Below are 14,076 nucleotides of genomic sequence, written 5' to 3'. Positions count from 1 at the left end.
AGGACCGGAACGAGCGGGAGTCGAGAAGTGAACTTCGAGATCGACGATCAGCAGCGCGACTTCGCGGCGAGCATCAACGCCGCGCTGGGCGCGGCCAACGTGCCCGCGGCCGTGCGCTCCTGGTCGGCGGGTGACCACGATCCCGGTCGCAAGGTGTGGTCGACACTGGCCGAACTCGGCGTGACGGCGCTGGCCGTCCCCGAGAAGTTCGACGGCATCGAGGCGCATCCGGTGGACCTGGTGGTCGCCGCCGAACGCCTCGGGTACTGGGGCGTGCCCGGTCCGGTGGCCGAATCCGTAGCCGTCGCACCGGTATTGCTGGCCGACGACGACCGCTCGGCGGCCTTGGCCGCGGGCGAACTGGTCGTCACCGTGGCGCTGCCGCCGCACGCACCGCGGGCCGTCGACGCCGACAGCTCCGGCCTGATCCTGGTGGCGGGCGACGGCGAGGTCCGTGACGGCACGGCGGGCGAGGCGCATGCCTCCGTCGATCCCTCCCGCATCCTGTTCGACGTGGCGGCCGACGGTGCACCGTGGCAGGCCGACACGGCCCGGGCATTCGAGTTCGGCGCACTGGTCACCGCGGCCCAACTCGTCGGCGCGGGTCAGGCGATGCTCGACGGTTCGGTCGCATATGCCAAGCAGCGCACCCAGTTCGGTCGCGTGATCGGCTCCTACCAGGCCATCAAGCACAAGCTCGCCGACGTCCACATCGCCGTCGAGATGGCTCGACCGCTCGTCTACGGCGCGGCTCTGGCACTGGCCGACGGCTCTCCGGACACGGCGCGTGACGTGAGCGCCGCCAAGGCCGCGGCATCCGATGCGGCGCTGCTGGCTGCGCGCACCTCGCTGCAGACACACGGCGCGATCGGCTTCACCCAGGAACACGACCTGTCGCTGCTGCTGCTGCGGGTGCAGGCGCTGCGGTCGGCATGGGGCGACGCGACATGGCACCGCAACCGCGTACTGAGGGAGTTGACCCGCTTGTGAGCGAAGAACGTGATCTGCTGCGCGACACCGTGACCGCGCTGGTCGAGAAGCACGCCGGGCCGGAAGCGGTCCGCGCGGCGATGGAGTCCGAGCGCGGCTACGACGAGAACCTGTGGACCCTGCTGTGCGAGCAGGTGGGAGCCGCCGCACTCGTCGTGCCCGAGGAACTCGGAGGTGCGGGCGGCGAGTTCGGTGATGCCGCCGCGGTGATCGAGGCGCTGGGCCGCAACCTGGTGCCGACGCCGCTGCTGGCGACCACGCTCGCCGAACTGGCCCTGCTGTCGGCCGCCGACCCGGACGAGGAGACCATCTGTGCGCTCGCCGAGGGCACCTCCATCGGCACCATCGCATTCGATGCCGACTACGTGCTGGGCGGCGACGTTGCCGACGTCATCATCGTCGTCGACGGGGACCAGCTGGCCCGCGCGACGTCATTCGAGTCGCACGCGCTGACGACGATGGACCCGACCCGACGGCTGGCCCGCGTCGAGGTGCGCGACACCCAGCCGATCGGCCCCGACCCCGGTATCGCCGATCTGGCCGCGATCCTGCTCGCCGCCGAGCAGATCGGCGCGGCGAGCCGCTGTCTCGACCTGACAGTCGCCTACACGAAGGACCGCGTTCAGTTCGGCAGGCCGATCGGCAGCTTCCAGGCGCTCAAGCACCGGATGGCCGACATGTACGTGTTGGTGCAGTCGGCCCACGCGGTGATCCACGACGCGATCGCCAACCCGACCCCGACGTCCGCGGCGCTGGCCCGCTTCTGCGCCACCGAGGCGTTCGACGCGGTCGCGGCCGAGGCCGTGCAGATGCACGGTGGCATCGCGATCACGTGGGAACACGACATCCAGCTGTACTTCAAGCGCGCACACGGCAGCGCCCAGCTGCTCGGACCACCGCGAGAGCATCTGCGCCGCCTCGAAGCCGAGGTGCTCTAGCCTGAACGGGGTGAACCCCCACGTCGCGCTACGCGCCGGCATCCCGCCGTTCTACGTGATGGACGTGTGGCTGGCCGCCGCCGAACGACAGCGGTCCCACGGCGACCTGGTGAACCTGTCGGCCGGTCAGCCGAGCGCCAAGGCGCCCGCACCCATCCGTGCCGCGGCCGCCCGCGCCCTGGCCGAGGACAACCTCGGCTACACCGTGGCGATGGGCATACCCGAACTGCGCGAAGGCATCGCCGCGTCGTACGCCACCAAGTACGGCGTCGACGTCGGGCCCGACGAGGTCGTGGTCACCACCGGTTCGACGGGCGGCTTCCTGCTGGCGTTCCTGGCCTGCTTCGACGTCGGCGACAGGGTGGCGGTGACCAGCCCGGGCTACCCGTGCTACCGCAACATCCTCTCCGCGTTGGGCTGCGAGGTCGTCGAGGTGCCGTGCGGCCCCGACACCCGCTTTCAGCCAACCGTCGAGATGCTCGAGGCGATCACCCCGCCGGTCAAGGGCGTCATCATCGCCAGCCCGGCGAACCCCACCGGCACCGTGCTGCCCCCGGAGGAGCTGGCCGCGATCGCGTCGTGGTGCGAGCAGTCCGGGGTGCGGCTGGTCAGCGACGAGATCTACCACGGCCTGGTGTATCCCGGTGCGCCGCAGACGAGTTGCGCGTGGGAGACCTCCCGCGACGCGGTCGTGGTGAACAGCTTCTCCAAGTACTTCGCGATGACGGGATGGCGGCTCGGCTGGCTGCTGGTACCGCGGCCGCTGCTGCGGGCCGTCGACCGCCTCACCGGCAACTTCTCGATCTGTCCGCCGACGCTGCCGCAGCAAGCCGCCGTCGCCGCATTCGACGCCGCCTCCATCACCGAGGCCGACGCGCTCGTTGACGACTACACCGTCAACCGGGACCTGCTGCTGCGCGGGCTGCCCGAGATCGGGCTGCCCCGCCTCGCGCCCGCCGACGGGGCGTTCTACGTGTACGCCGACGTCTCCGACTACTCGACGGACTCGCTCTCATTTTGCGCGAAGCTGTTGGCGGACACCGGCGTTGCGATCGCTCCGGGCATCGACTTCGACACCGTGCACGGCGGCGCCTACGTCAGGTTGTCGTTCGCCGGCGCGGCCGAGGACATGTCCGAGGCGCTGCGCCGCATGGAACCCTGGCTCGCGAACGCGCGCTAGCCGGGATTCGACTCGAGTGCGGACTCGACCGGCCGCAGATTCTGGACCTCGCGCGCCGACTCGGACGCGCTGAGCCAGCGGTCGAACTCGTCAGCCGGAAGCGGCGGGCAATGCACGAAACCCTGCGTGACGTCGCAGCCGTAGGCGCGCAACGCGTTCAGCGTCTCGAGGTCCTCTACGCCCTCGGCGACCAGTGCCGCGCCGAGACTGTGGGCGAGCGCCACGGTCGAGCGCACGATGGCGATGGATCGGGAGTCCTCGGTGACCTGGGCGACGAAGACGCCGTCGAGCTTGAGTTCGTCCACCGTCATCTCCTGCAGCCGCGCCAGTGACGACCACCCGGTGCCGAAGTCGTCGATCGACAGCTTGATCCCGAGGTCCTGCAACGCCCGGACCACGCTGCGCGAGCGCGTGCCGTCGGACGTCAGGACGCCCTCGGTGATCTCGAGGATCAACGAGGCGGCCGGCACGTCGTGGGTGCGCAGCAGGTCGCCGATGTGGTCGACGAGGTCGACGTCGAGCAGATTGGTGACCGACAGGTTCACGGCGACGGTCATGTCGAGACCGTGCTCGCGCCACGTACGAGCCTGCCGAAGCGCGACGTTGAGCACGGTGGTCGCCAGCGGACGCATCAGACCGCCGCGTTCGGCGTGGTGCAGGAAGTAGCTGGGCATCAGCAGTCCACGGGCGGGATGCTGCCAGCGCACCAGCGCCTCGACGCTGTGCAGTCGACCGTCGTCGGCACGGATCTTGGGCTGGTAGTGACACACCAACTGGCCGGTGGCCATCGCGGTCCGTAGCTCCTCGACGGCCTGACGTTCGTCTACGAGGTGGGAGTCCTGGACGCTGTCGTACATGGCGATCCGGACCGGTGACCCCTTGGCGAGGTACATGGCGATGTCGGCGCACTGCAGGAGGTCGTCGGGCTGGCGGCAGTGTTGCGGGCACAGCGCGATGCCCACGCTCGCCTCGACGTTGACGGTGATGCCCTTCAGGTCGTAGGGCTCACCGAGCGCCTCGACGATCCGTGCGGCGACCGCCTCGGCGGTGGGCGGATCGATGCCCGGCGCCAGCAGCACTGCGAACTCGTCGCCGCCGACTCGAGCCAGTAGGTGCTCGGGCGCCACCGACCGTGCCAGCCGCTCGGCGACCTGGCAGAGCAGTTCGTCCCCGACGTGATGCCCGAGGAAGTCGTTGATCCCCTTGAACCGATCGAGATCGAGCAGCAGTAGCCCGGGCCCGGCGGGTGGGCCGTTCGTTCGCGCGTTGTCCGCGTATTCGAAGGACGCCGCGGTCAGCGCCGCGGACATGGCCCGACGATTGGGCAGCAGCGTGAGGTCGTCGGTCGTGGCGTGCACGTGGCTGTCGGCGAGCCGGCTGACCTCCCGGAACGACAGCGCGAAGCGGGCTGTGACCGCGATGAGCCCCAGCACGGCCAACGCCACGGCGAACCGAGGCAGGGCCGCTCCGTTGCCGAGCACCAGCAGCCCGACGAGAGTGGCGGTTCCGACGAGCTGAGGCACGCCGTTGGTGCGCAGCCCGCTCGACCGGTGCGGCAGGCTCCGCCCGGATCCCGACCAGCTCGCCACGGCCAGGAGCAGCGCGGCCGCGGGACGCAGCGCGTCGAACCACGTGCCCCGTGAGTACGAGCCGTCGGCTACGGCGAACATGAACAGGACGTCGGCGACGGCGTACAGGACGAAGCCTGCGAGCAGCAGGGCCCATCGGCGGTCGGTGCGCCACCCCAGTGCGGACAGCGCGCACGAGGCCACCGAGAGGAGCAAGACGTCACCCACCGGGAAGGCCAGCGCCAACATCACGGTCAGCGGTGCTGCACTGGTGGCTGCGCCATAGGGGCCGAAGGCGACCGCTGCAACTGCGCCCACGGCGGACCCCGCGATCAACGCGTCCAGCCAGAGTGCGACGGGCAACCGTGTCAGTCTGGCCCGCAGCAGCAACAGGAGTCCGGCGAACAGCAGCGGATAGAAGCACAGCCACAGCGGGCGGAGTTCGTTCAGCGTCCCGAACGCCGGATACAGGAAGTTGCGGACCGCTGGGATGAGCATTCCGGCGGCGATCAGCGCCCACGCCCATCGTTCCTCGCGCCGAGACCAGGCGCGGGTGGCGACCATGCCCGCTGCGGTGAGCATCAGTGACGGGTAGAGCCAGTGACCGAGGGCCGAGGAAGCGGAGCCGGCACTGCCCGGCAGGGTCGTGGCGCCGTAGCCGACGACGCCGAGCAGCAAAGCGGCCAGGACGAGGCGGGCGCTACGAGGCATCGACGCCGATGGGTATGCCTGCATCCGCGCTCACCTCAGCTCGCTTCTGAACTGGTCGAAGTCGGACACCCGGTGGGATCCGGGGCCGAGACTGCGTCGAGTTTGCCAGCATCATGATCGCACGCAAAGTTGCCGAGTAGTCGCAGGCACTCGCGATCGTGTGAACCGTCACAATCGAGCCACTACGCCAATGGCGGGCCACCAACGCCTCGGCCCCTGCGATTCGCTGTGATCACCAGCGCTAGCTGGCGCTCCACCCGCCGTCCATGGAGTAGGAGGCACCGGTCACCATTCCGGCGGCCGGCGAACTCAGCCACGCGACCAACGACGCAACCTCCTCCGGCTCGACGAGGCGCTTGATCGCGCTCTCGGTGAGGAGCACTTGATCGAGTACCTCGTCCTCGGTGATTCCGTGGGTGCGGGCCTGGTCCGCGATCTGCTTGGACACCAGCGGTGTTCGCACGTAACCGGGGTTGACGCAGTTGCTCGTCACGCCGTGGGCCCCGCCCTCGAGCGCGGTCACCTTCGACAGCCCCTCGAGCGCGTGCTTGGCGGTGACGTAGGCGACCTTGAACTGCGACGCCCGCAATCCGTGCACCGAGGAGACGTTGACGATCCGGCCGAAACCACGCTCGTACATGTGCGGGAGCGCCGCGCGGATCAGTAGGAACGGCGCCTCGACCATCAGCGCCTGCATGCTGCGGAAGCGTGCCGGGTCGAACTCGGTGATCGGCGCGACGGTCTGCACGCCGGCGTTGTTCACCAGCACGTCGACCTCGAGCCGCAGGGATTCGAGCGCTCCCACGTCGAGAAGGTCGACGCCCCAGGCAGTTCCACCGATCTCGGCAGCGACCTTGCCCGCCGCCTCCTCGTCGACGTCGGCCACCGTGACCGTTGCGCCGCGGTTGGCGAGCTCCCGCGCGCACGCCGCACCGATGCCGCTCGCGCCTCCGGTCACCAGTGCGGAACGGCCGTCCAGGTCCGGCATCAGACGGCAGCCCTGCGACGCTCCGCCGCCAGGTCCTCGGCGTCGGCGACGTCGAGCGACTCCAGGTCGATGCCGTTGGTCTCACGGGTGAAGAACACCGCGATCAAGGTGATGCCACACGCCAGCGCGAGGTAGATCGCGATCGGCACCGAGGAGTCGAAGACGTCCAGCAGCTTGACCGCGATCAGCGGCGCCAGCGAGCCCGCCACGATCGACGTCACCTGATAGCCCAGCGACACACCGGAATAGCGCATCCGGGTGGGGAACATCTCCGCCATGATCGCGGGCTGAGGCGCGTACATGAACGCGTGGATCATCAGTCCGATGGTGACCGCGGCCGTCACGACGGCGTAGTTGCCGCTGTTCATCATCGGGAAGGCGAAGAAGCCCCACGTCGCGCCGAGGACCGCACCGAATGTGTAGACGGGCTTGCGGCCGAACCGGTCGGCCAGGTGTCCGACCAGGGGCACGACGGCGAAGTGCACTGCGTGCGCGACGAGCAGGTACCAGAGGATGGAGCTGGTGTCGGCACCCACCTGGACCTTCAGATACGTGATCGAGAACGTGACCACGAGGTAGTACATGATGTTCTCGCCGAACCGCAGGCCCATCGCGGTGAAGACGCCACGCGGGTAGCGCTTGAGCACCTCGACGACGCTGAACGACGTGGCCTTGATCCGCTCCGCTTCCTCCTGCGCCGCAACGAAGATCGGGGCATCGGTGACCTTCGTGCGGATGTAGTAGCCGACCAGGACGACCACCGCGGACAGCCAGAAGGCGACACGCCAGCCCCAGGACAGGAACGCCTCGTCGGACAGCGTGCCGGTGAGCGCGAGGAGCACGACGGTCGCGAGCAGGTTGCCGACCGGGACGCCGGCCTGCGGCCAGCTGGCCCAGAACCCGCGCTGGCGGTCGGGGCTGTGTTCGGCGACCAGCAGAACCGCGCCGCCCCACTCCCCTCCGACCGCGAAGCCCTGGATGAACCGCAGCGTGACCAGCAGCCCCGGTGCCCAGTACCCGATCTGCCCGAACGTCGGCAGGCAGCCCATCAGGAACGTTGCGGCACCCACCAGCAGCAGGCTGAACTGCAGGAGCTTCTTGCGGCCGAACTTGTCGCCGTAGTGGCCGAACACCACACCGCCGACGGGACGCGCGACGAAGCCGACGGCATAGGTGGCGAAGGCCAGGAAGATCGCGTTGAGTTCGCTGGTCGTCTCCGAGAAGAAGATCTTGTTGAACACCAGCGTGGCCGCGGTGCCGTAGAGGAAGAACTCGTACCACTCCACGACGGTGCCGGCCATGGAGGCCACGACCACCCGCTTGAGACCGGTCGTTATGGGGCTGCTCATGAGACCACCTTCCGTTGTGACGCGGCACACATCGATCATGAGTATTCCTGCAGGAACTGATGCAGTGCAATGGGCAGAATCGCAGCACGCGTCTGCGAAAATGCAGACATGACGACGCCGAGCGCGGACGACCTACTCGTCCTGCTGGCCGTCGCACGTTCCGGCCGGTACGTCACCGCAGCCGACGAACTGGGCATCAACCACACGACGATCTCGCGGCGCATCGCCACGCTCGAGCAGTCGCTCGGCGGCCGGCTGCTGGTCCGCGTGGCGGGCGGTTGGGAACTGACCGACATGGGGCGCAGCGCACTGTCTGCGGCCGAGGCCGTCGAGTCCGCGGTGCGTGGCCTGTCGAGCGATCCCGACGGCGGACGACCGCTCAGCGGCGTGGTGCGGATGTCGGCCACCGACGGCTTCAGTGCCTACATCGCCGCGCCTGCGGCGGCCGACGTGCAGCGCAACCATCCGGACGTATCGGTGGAACTCGTCGCCACCACGCGCCGCGCGACCCAGCAGCGTTCCGGCCTCGACGTCGAGGTGGTGGTCGGCGAACCGCAGGTGCACCGGGCCAAGGCCATCCGCCTCGGCGACTACTGCCTCGGCCTCTACGGCTCGCGGGACTACCTCGCCAGGCACGGCACGCCTGCGGCGCGCGCCGACCTCACCGGCCATCCCCTGGTGTACTTCATCGACTCCATGCTGCAGGTCGACGACCTGGACCTCGCCCGCGCCGTGGCACCCGGAATGCGGGAGTCCGTCACGTCCACCAACGTCTTCGTCCACGTCGAGGCGACCCGGGCCTCAGCGGGCCTCGGCCTGCTGCCCTGCTTCATGGCCGACCGGCACGACGACCTGGTCCGGGTGCTGCCCGATGCCGTCGCGCTGCGACTCACCTACTGGCTCGTCACACGATCCGAGACCTTGCGCAGGCCCGAGGTCGCCGCCGTCGTCGACGCGATCGAACACCGCATGCGGGAGCTACGAGACGTTCTCCTCGGTACGGACCGGCACTGATTCGCCCCGGCACCCTCGGGTAACCACCCGCATGCACTTCGTGACCACCGGCACCGGCAGGCCGCTCCTGCTCGTACACGGCATCTCCAACCTGCACAACTGGGATCTCGTGGTTCCGCTGCTCGCCCGCGAGCGGACCGTGTACGCCGTCGACCTGCCCGGCTTCGGCGACAGCCCGCCGCTCGCCGGCGAGGTGAGTGTCGCAACGCTCACCGACGCAGTGGAGGAGTTCATCGCCCAACAGGGCCTCGACGACGTGGACGTCGTGGGCAGTTCGATGGGCGCGCGCATGGTCCTGGAGATGGCCCGTCGAGGCCACCGCGGCAATGTCGTGGCCCTCGACCCCGGCGGGTTCTGGACCGACGGCCAGGTGCGGTACTTCGGCGCGACGGTGGTCCCCTCGATCGCACTGGTCAAGCGGATCCAGCCCGTGTTGCCCGCGCTGACCCGCAGCAGCGTCGGCCGGACTGCGTTGCTCCTACAGTTCTCGGCGAAGCCGTGGCGGCTGCCGGCCGACCTGGTGCTACGGGAACTCCGCGGTTTCGCGAAGTCCGCCAGCATCGACGACGCGGTGCACGAGCTGATCCACGGACCCAAACAGCAAGGCGCCGAGAACGGTTCGACCCGAGCGGCGGTGACCATCGGATGGGGTCGCAACGATCGGGTCACGCTCCCCGGCCAGGCGAAACGCGCCAAGCAGCTCTACCCGAACGCCGCGATGCACTGGTTCACCGACTGCGGACACTTCCCGCACTGGGACCAGCCCGAGCAGACGGTGCGTCTGATCCTCGACGCCACGTCCGGGTGAAGCGCGAGCGCCGACGCCCCCCGGTGCCCTAGCGTCGAACCATGCCGTTCCTCGATACCGAAGGCGCCCGCGCCTACTACCGGCACTGGGCTGCCGAGGACCCGGTCGCCGCAGTGGTGTTCCTGCATGGCTTCGGCGAGCACACCGGGCTCTACCACCGCTATGCGTTCGCGCTCAACGCCCGCAGCATCGACGTCTGGGCCGTCGACCAACTGGGCCACGGGCTCAGCCCCGGCGACCGAGGCGACTTCGGCACCATCGAAGCCTCCTCGGCGCTCGCCGATCGACTCACCGAGATCGTCGAAGAGACCACGCCCGGGTTGCCGCTCGTCGCGGCAGGCCACTCCTTCGGTGCGATCGTGACGCTGTTCCGGGTGCTCGGCACACCGGATCGCTACCGCGCGGCCGTCGTCTCCGGCGCGCCGCTGGTTCCCGTGGCCGGCCTGCTCGACGTCGACACGTCATTGGCGCTCGAGCCGGCCTGGCTGTCGGCCGACGAGTTCTACCTCGACGCGATGGAGAACGATCCCTTGGCCTTCGTCGACGCCGACAGCGGCTCGCTGACCCGCGAACTCGACCGCGCGTGGGACCGGTTCGGTAAGGACCTGCCGACCCTGTCGATACCCACGCTCGCGGTGCACGGCGAGGACGATCCCATCGCAGACGTCGGCGCGGTGCGCGCCTACGCCGACCAGATCGAACCGCTGTCGCTCTACGAGATCCCCGGCGGTAGACACGACATCCTCAACGACTCGGCGCACCGGCAGGTCGCCGCCGCGGTCGCGGACTTCGTGACCGAACACGTCGGGCACTGAGCCGCCCGACGACCGCGTCTAGAGCCAGGTGTCCGACGTCGTGGTGGTGAGGAAGGCCTCGAGATCGTCACGCCAGTGCGCGGGCGTGTTCTTGTCGGGCTCGATACCCGTGTACTCGCCCCGGTAGAACAACAGCGGCCGAGGTTTCCGCTTCGGAACCTCGGACAGCGAGTGCACCGCACCGAAGACCACGAAGTGATCGCCGCCGTCGTGCACCGAGTGCACCGTGCAGTCGATGTGCGCCAAGGTGTCGGCGATCACCGGCGACCCCAATTCCGAGGGACTCCAGTCGATCCCGGCGAACTTGTCCGGCTCCCTGGACCCGAACCGCGCAGACACGTGCTGCTGCTTCTCGTGCAACACGTTCACGCAGAACTTGCCGCTGGCTTCGATCGCCTGCCATGACCGCGACTGCTTGGTCGGGCAGAACAGCACCAGCGGCGGGTCGAGCGACAGCGCCGCGAACGACTGGCAGGCGAAGCCGACGGGCTCAGTGCCCGTGTCACCCTCGGACATAGTCGTGATGATCGTGATGCCGGTGCAGAACTGCCCCAGCACGTGTCGGAAGGTGCGTGGGTCGATACCCGGGTCGCTCATCTTCGACTGCTCTTCGCGCAAGCGCTCATCGGGGACTACTTGAAGCCCACGCTGAAGTCGTGACCCCACAGGCTGACCGCAGTGCTCTCCCTGGCCACCCAGCTGTTGTCGTCCTCCACTTCCAGTCCTTCGCAACCGAACTCGACGTCGAAGCCACCCGGAGTCTTCATGTAGAACGACAGCATCTTGTCGTTGACGTGGCGGCCGAGCGTTGCCGACATCTTCACCTTGCGGCGCAGCGCGCGGTCCAGGCAGAGGCCCACGTCGTCGGCGTTCTCGACCTCGACCATGAGATGGACGATGCCGCTAGGCGTCTCACCCGGCATGAACGCGAGGCTGTGGTGCCGCGGGTTGACGCCAAGGAAGCGCAACCACGCCGGCGCGCCGTCGGCCGGGCGGCCGACGAGCTGCGGTGGCAGACGCATGGAGTCGCGCAGGTGGAACCCGAGCACGTCGCGGTAGAAGTGCAGCGTCTCGGCGTCGTCGCGCGTGGTCAGCACGACGTGCCCGAGCCCCTGCTCCTCGGTGACGAACTTGTGGCCGTAGGGGCTCACGACGCGACGGTGCTCGAGTGCGACGCCGTGGAACACCTCGAGGGTATTGCCCGACGGGTCGTCGAAGATGATCATCTCGTCGACGCGGCGGTCGGCGAGTTCGGCCGCAGTGGCCTCCTTGTACGGCGTGCCGTGGATGTCGAGCGCGGAGCGAACCTCCTGCAGCGCAGCGGCATTGGAGGTCTCCCAGCCGGACTGCAGCAGGCGATCACGCTCACCGGGAACGATGACCAGGCGGGCGGGGAACTCGTCCATCCGCAGGTATAACGCTTCGTCGGTGGGGCCGGACCCCTCCACCATGCCGAGGACCTTGAGTCCGTACTCGCGCCACGCCGCCATGTCGGTGGCCTCGAGTCGCAGATAACCGAGTGACCTGATGCTCATTTGCCTGCCCCCTTGCCTGCCGTGAGGAAATCAGCGGTCAGCTTGTTGAATTCGTCGAACTTCTCCAGCTGCGCCCAATGGCCGCACTGGCCGAACACGTGCAGTTGCACACGCGGAATCTGCTTGAGCGCCACCAGGGCACCGTCGAGCGGGTTCACCCTGTCCTCGCGGCCCCAGATCAGCAGGACCGGCTGGCGCAGCTTGTACACCTCGCGCCACATCATGCCGAGTTCGAAGTCCGCACCGGCGAACGACTTGCCCATCGCCTTTGCGGCGGCGAGCGACTCGGGCTGACTGGCGATCTCGAAGCGCTCGTCGATCAGTTCCTCGGTGATGAGGCTCTGATCGAAGACCATGATGCGCAGGAACTTCTCCATGTTCTCGCGCGTCGGATCCATGGTGAACCGACCGAGCAGCTTGACGCCCTCGGTCGGATCGGGCGCGAACAGGTTCACGCTCAGCCCGCCGGGGCCCATCAGCACGAGCCGTCCGGCACGCTTGGGGTTGTCCAGCGCGAAGCGCACGGCCGTGCCGCCGCCGAGCGAATTGCCCACCAGCGCAGCACGTTCGATGCCGAGGTGATCGAGCAGGCCCAGCAGCGCGTTCGCGCTGTAGCGGTTGTACTGCTCGTGTTCGGTGAGCTTGTCGGAGTGCCCGTAGCCGGGCTGGTCGACCGCGATCACGTGGAACTGCCGCGCCAGTACCGCGACGTTCTTCGAGAAGTTCGACCAGCTCGATGCGCCGGGACCGCCGCCGTGGAGCAGCACCACGGTGTCTGCGGAACCCTTGTTCCCCACGCCGGCTTCGTGATAGTGCAGGCGCATGTCCCTCTCGCCGGCACGCACTTGCGCATAGCGCGACGTCGACTCGAAGGTGACCTCGACCTGCTGCTCGGTCTCTTGGATGTATGACGTCATGAAGTGTGAGACCCCGCTAGACCATCGTGTCCTGGGGCGGGAGGCCGAAGGCCTCGTTGCCGAAGATCATGTACGCGCGTTCCGGCTCGTTCGCGGCGTGCACCCGCCCGGCGTGAGCGTCACGCCAGAACCGCTGTACCGGCTTGTCGGTCTCCAGTGCGGTGGCACCCGAGGCTTCGAAGAGCAGGTCGATCGACGCGATGGCGCGGGCCGTGGCGCGCACCTGATCGCGTCGCGCGCGGGCGCGGAGTTCGAACGGAATGTCCTTGCCCGCCTTGAGCAGTTCGTACTCGTCTCCGACGTTGCCGATCAGCTGGCGCCAGCCGGCGTCGATGTCGCTGGCCGCCTCGGCGATGCGCACCTTGGCGAAGGGGTCGTCCTTCGACTTCTCGCCGGCGAACGCCGCACGCACCCGCTTGCCCTGATGCTCGACGTGCGCGTCGTAGGCGCCGTACGCCATGCCCATGATCGGGGCGGTGATCGTCGTGGGATGCATGGTGCCCCATGGCATCTTGTAGACCGGCGCGGTGTTGTTCTCCAGGCCGCCAGCGGTGCGGTCGTTCATCGCCTTGTACGACAGGAAGCGGTGGCGCGGCACGAACACGTCCTTGACGACCACGGTGTTGCTGCCCGTCGCCTTCAGACCGACGACGTGCCACACGTCGTCGATGCGGTACTCCGTGCGCGGAATCAGGAAGCTCCCGAAGTCGACGGGCTTGCCGTCCTTGATGACTGGGCCGCCGAGGAAGGCCCACGTGGCGTGGCCGGACCCCGACGACCACTGCCAGGCACCGCTGACGAGGTAGCCGCCGTCGACCACGACGCCCGCGCCCATCGGGGCGTACGACGACGAGACGCGGACCGTGGGGTCGTCGCCCCAGACCTCGTCCTGAGCCTTCTGATCGAACAGCGCGAGGTGCCAGTTGTGCACGCCGATGATGGAGCTGACCCAGCCGGTGGACCCGCATGCGCTGCCGAGCCGACGCACCGCCTCGTAGAACGACGTCGGGTCGCACTGCAGGCCGCCCCACTGCTCGGGCTGCAGGAGCTTGAAGAAACCGACCTCGTTGAGTTCGTCGATCGTCTCGTCGGGGATCTGACGCAGATCCTCGGCCGCCTGGGCACGCTTGGCGATACGCGGCAGCAGATCGTCGATTCCGTCTAGGACCGACTGCGCATCGCGTTGTTCAATGGACGTCACTGCATTGCCTCCAGCATCGCGGGCCCGTACTCGATCTAGTCGCAAGATTAGAACACGTTACG

The 14,076-nt window shown here is 68.4% G+C and carries 13 protein-coding genes; 6 read left to right on the top strand and 7 right to left on the bottom strand.

Annotated features, from left to right (window positions below; all coding sequences use genetic code 11):
• The first annotated feature begins 27 nt into the window (after nucleotides 1–27).
• Genes G6N61_RS23215 through G6N61_RS23205 form a run of 3 tightly spaced genes read left to right on the top strand, consistent with a single transcriptional unit; the run spans nucleotide 28 to nucleotide 3,108 of the window.
• Nucleotides 28–990, top strand: coding sequence for an acyl-CoA dehydrogenase family protein (locus tag G6N61_RS23215; protein WP_163921680.1), 963 nt, complete (start codon nucleotides 28–30; stop codon nucleotides 988–990).
• A complete protein-coding gene (ipdE2, locus tag G6N61_RS23210; RefSeq protein ID WP_163921677.1) occupies nucleotides 987–1,928 on the top strand; it encodes an acyl-CoA dehydrogenase IpdE2 in 942 nt (313 codons plus the stop codon). The genes G6N61_RS23215 and ipdE2 overlap by 4 nt, the downstream gene beginning before the upstream one ends.
• A 10-nt stretch (nucleotides 1,929–1,938) precedes the next feature.
• A complete protein-coding gene (locus G6N61_RS23205; protein WP_235887268.1) occupies nucleotides 1,939–3,108 on the top strand; it encodes a pyridoxal phosphate-dependent aminotransferase in 1,170 nt (389 codons plus the stop codon).
• Here G6N61_RS23205 and G6N61_RS23200 read toward each other — a convergent pair.
• From G6N61_RS23200 to G6N61_RS23190, 3 genes are all read right to left on the bottom strand, one after another.
• On the bottom strand, nucleotides 3,105–5,411 hold the full coding sequence (locus G6N61_RS23200; RefSeq protein WP_163921673.1) for a putative bifunctional diguanylate cyclase/phosphodiesterase: 2,307 nt from the start codon (nucleotides 5,409–5,411) through the stop codon (nucleotides 3,105–3,107). The two genes, G6N61_RS23205 and G6N61_RS23200, sit on opposite strands and share 4 nt — an antisense overlap.
• Nucleotides 5,412–5,628: 217 nt before the next feature.
• Nucleotides 5,629–6,375, bottom strand: a complete 747-nt coding sequence (locus tag G6N61_RS23195; RefSeq protein ID WP_163921670.1) for a 3-hydroxybutyrate dehydrogenase — start codon at nucleotides 6,373–6,375, stop codon at nucleotides 5,629–5,631.
• The gene (locus G6N61_RS23190; RefSeq protein WP_163921667.1) at nucleotides 6,375–7,724 is read right to left on the bottom strand and encodes an MFS transporter; all 1,350 of its coding nucleotides are present in this window, start codon (nucleotides 7,722–7,724) and stop codon (nucleotides 6,375–6,377) included. The genes G6N61_RS23195 and G6N61_RS23190 overlap by 1 nt, the downstream gene beginning before the upstream one ends.
• Before the next feature lie 108 nt (nucleotides 7,725–7,832).
• On the opposite strand from G6N61_RS23190, the gene G6N61_RS23185 reads away from it, so the two are divergent.
• Genes G6N61_RS23185 through G6N61_RS23175 form a run of 3 tightly spaced genes read left to right on the top strand, consistent with a single transcriptional unit; the run spans nucleotide 7,833 to nucleotide 10,361 of the window.
• Nucleotides 7,833–8,738 (top strand): LysR family transcriptional regulator, encoded by a 906-nt coding sequence (locus tag G6N61_RS23185; protein ID WP_179973515.1) that lies wholly within the window; start codon nucleotides 7,833–7,835, stop codon nucleotides 8,736–8,738.
• A gap of 31 nt (nucleotides 8,739–8,769) precedes the next feature.
• Complete coding sequence (locus tag G6N61_RS23180) at nucleotides 8,770–9,546, top strand: alpha/beta fold hydrolase (protein WP_163921662.1); 777 nt, start codon at nucleotides 8,770–8,772, stop codon at nucleotides 9,544–9,546.
• A 41-nt stretch (nucleotides 9,547–9,587) separates the two neighbouring features.
• Complete coding sequence (locus G6N61_RS23175; protein WP_163921659.1) at nucleotides 9,588–10,361, top strand: alpha/beta hydrolase; 774 nt, start codon at nucleotides 9,588–9,590, stop codon at nucleotides 10,359–10,361.
• An 18-nt stretch (nucleotides 10,362–10,379) separates the two neighbouring features.
• On the opposite strand, the gene hsaB is transcribed toward G6N61_RS23175, so the two are convergent.
• Genes hsaB through hsaA form a run of 4 tightly spaced genes read right to left on the bottom strand, consistent with a single transcriptional unit; the run spans nucleotide 10,380 to nucleotide 14,014 of the window.
• Nucleotides 10,380–10,958, bottom strand: coding sequence for a 3-hydroxy-9,10-secoandrosta-1,3,5(10)-triene-9,17-dione monooxygenase reductase subunit (gene hsaB, locus G6N61_RS23170; RefSeq protein ID WP_163921656.1), 579 nt, complete (start codon nucleotides 10,956–10,958; stop codon nucleotides 10,380–10,382).
• A 35-nt stretch (nucleotides 10,959–10,993) separates the two neighbouring features.
• Nucleotides 10,994–11,896: an iron-dependent extradiol dioxygenase HsaC gene (gene hsaC / locus G6N61_RS23165; protein WP_163921653.1), complete on the bottom strand. Its 903-nt coding sequence runs from the start codon at nucleotides 11,894–11,896 to the stop codon at nucleotides 10,994–10,996.
• A complete protein-coding gene (gene hsaD / locus G6N61_RS23160) occupies nucleotides 11,893–12,813 on the bottom strand; it encodes a 4,5:9,10-diseco-3-hydroxy-5,9,17-trioxoandrosta-1(10),2-diene-4-oate hydrolase (RefSeq protein ID WP_163921651.1) in 921 nt (306 codons plus the stop codon). Before hsaD ends, hsaC begins: the two co-directional genes overlap by 4 nt.
• A 16-nt stretch (nucleotides 12,814–12,829) precedes the next feature.
• Nucleotides 12,830–14,014, bottom strand: a complete 1,185-nt coding sequence (gene hsaA, locus G6N61_RS23155; protein WP_163921647.1) for a 3-hydroxy-9,10-secoandrosta-1,3,5(10)-triene-9,17-dione monooxygenase oxygenase subunit — start codon at nucleotides 14,012–14,014, stop codon at nucleotides 12,830–12,832.
• Nucleotides 14,015–14,076: the final 62 nt, after the last annotated feature.

Source organism: Mycolicibacterium arabiense, assembly GCF_010731815.2.
GTDB lineage: Bacteria > Actinomycetota > Actinomycetes > Mycobacteriales > Mycobacteriaceae > Mycobacterium > Mycobacterium arabiense.
The sequence above is the reverse complement of the archived record's forward strand: the minus strand, read 5'-3'. Positions and strand labels throughout refer to the sequence as shown.

Excerpts from the sequence above, each read along its gene's own strand:
- G6N61_RS23180 (WP_163921662.1), top strand. The coding sequence starts at position 8,770 with ATGCACTTCGTGACCACCGGCACCGGCAGGCCGCTCCTGCTCGTACAC.
- hsaC (WP_163921653.1), bottom strand. The coding sequence starts at position 11,896 with ATGAGCATCAGGTCACTCGGTTATCTGCGACTCGAGGCCACCGACATG.
- hsaD (WP_163921651.1), bottom strand. The coding sequence starts at position 12,813 with ATGACGTCATACATCCAAGAGACCGAGCAGCAGGTCGAGGTCACCTTC.
- G6N61_RS23200 (WP_163921673.1), bottom strand. The coding sequence starts at position 5,411 with ATGCAGGCATACCCATCGGCGTCGATGCCTCGTAGCGCCCGCCTCGTC.
- G6N61_RS23195 (WP_163921670.1), bottom strand. The coding sequence starts at position 6,375 with ATGCCGGACCTGGACGGCCGTTCCGCACTGGTGACCGGAGGCGCGAGC.
- G6N61_RS23175 (WP_163921659.1), top strand. The coding sequence starts at position 9,588 with ATGCCGTTCCTCGATACCGAAGGCGCCCGCGCCTACTACCGGCACTGG.
- G6N61_RS23190 (WP_163921667.1), bottom strand. The coding sequence starts at position 7,724 with ATGAGCAGCCCCATAACGACCGGTCTCAAGCGGGTGGTCGTGGCCTCC.
- G6N61_RS23185 (WP_179973515.1), top strand. The coding sequence starts at position 7,833 with ATGACGACGCCGAGCGCGGACGACCTACTCGTCCTGCTGGCCGTCGCA.
- hsaB (WP_163921656.1), bottom strand. The coding sequence starts at position 10,958 with ATGAGCGACCCGGGTATCGACCCACGCACCTTCCGACACGTGCTGGGG.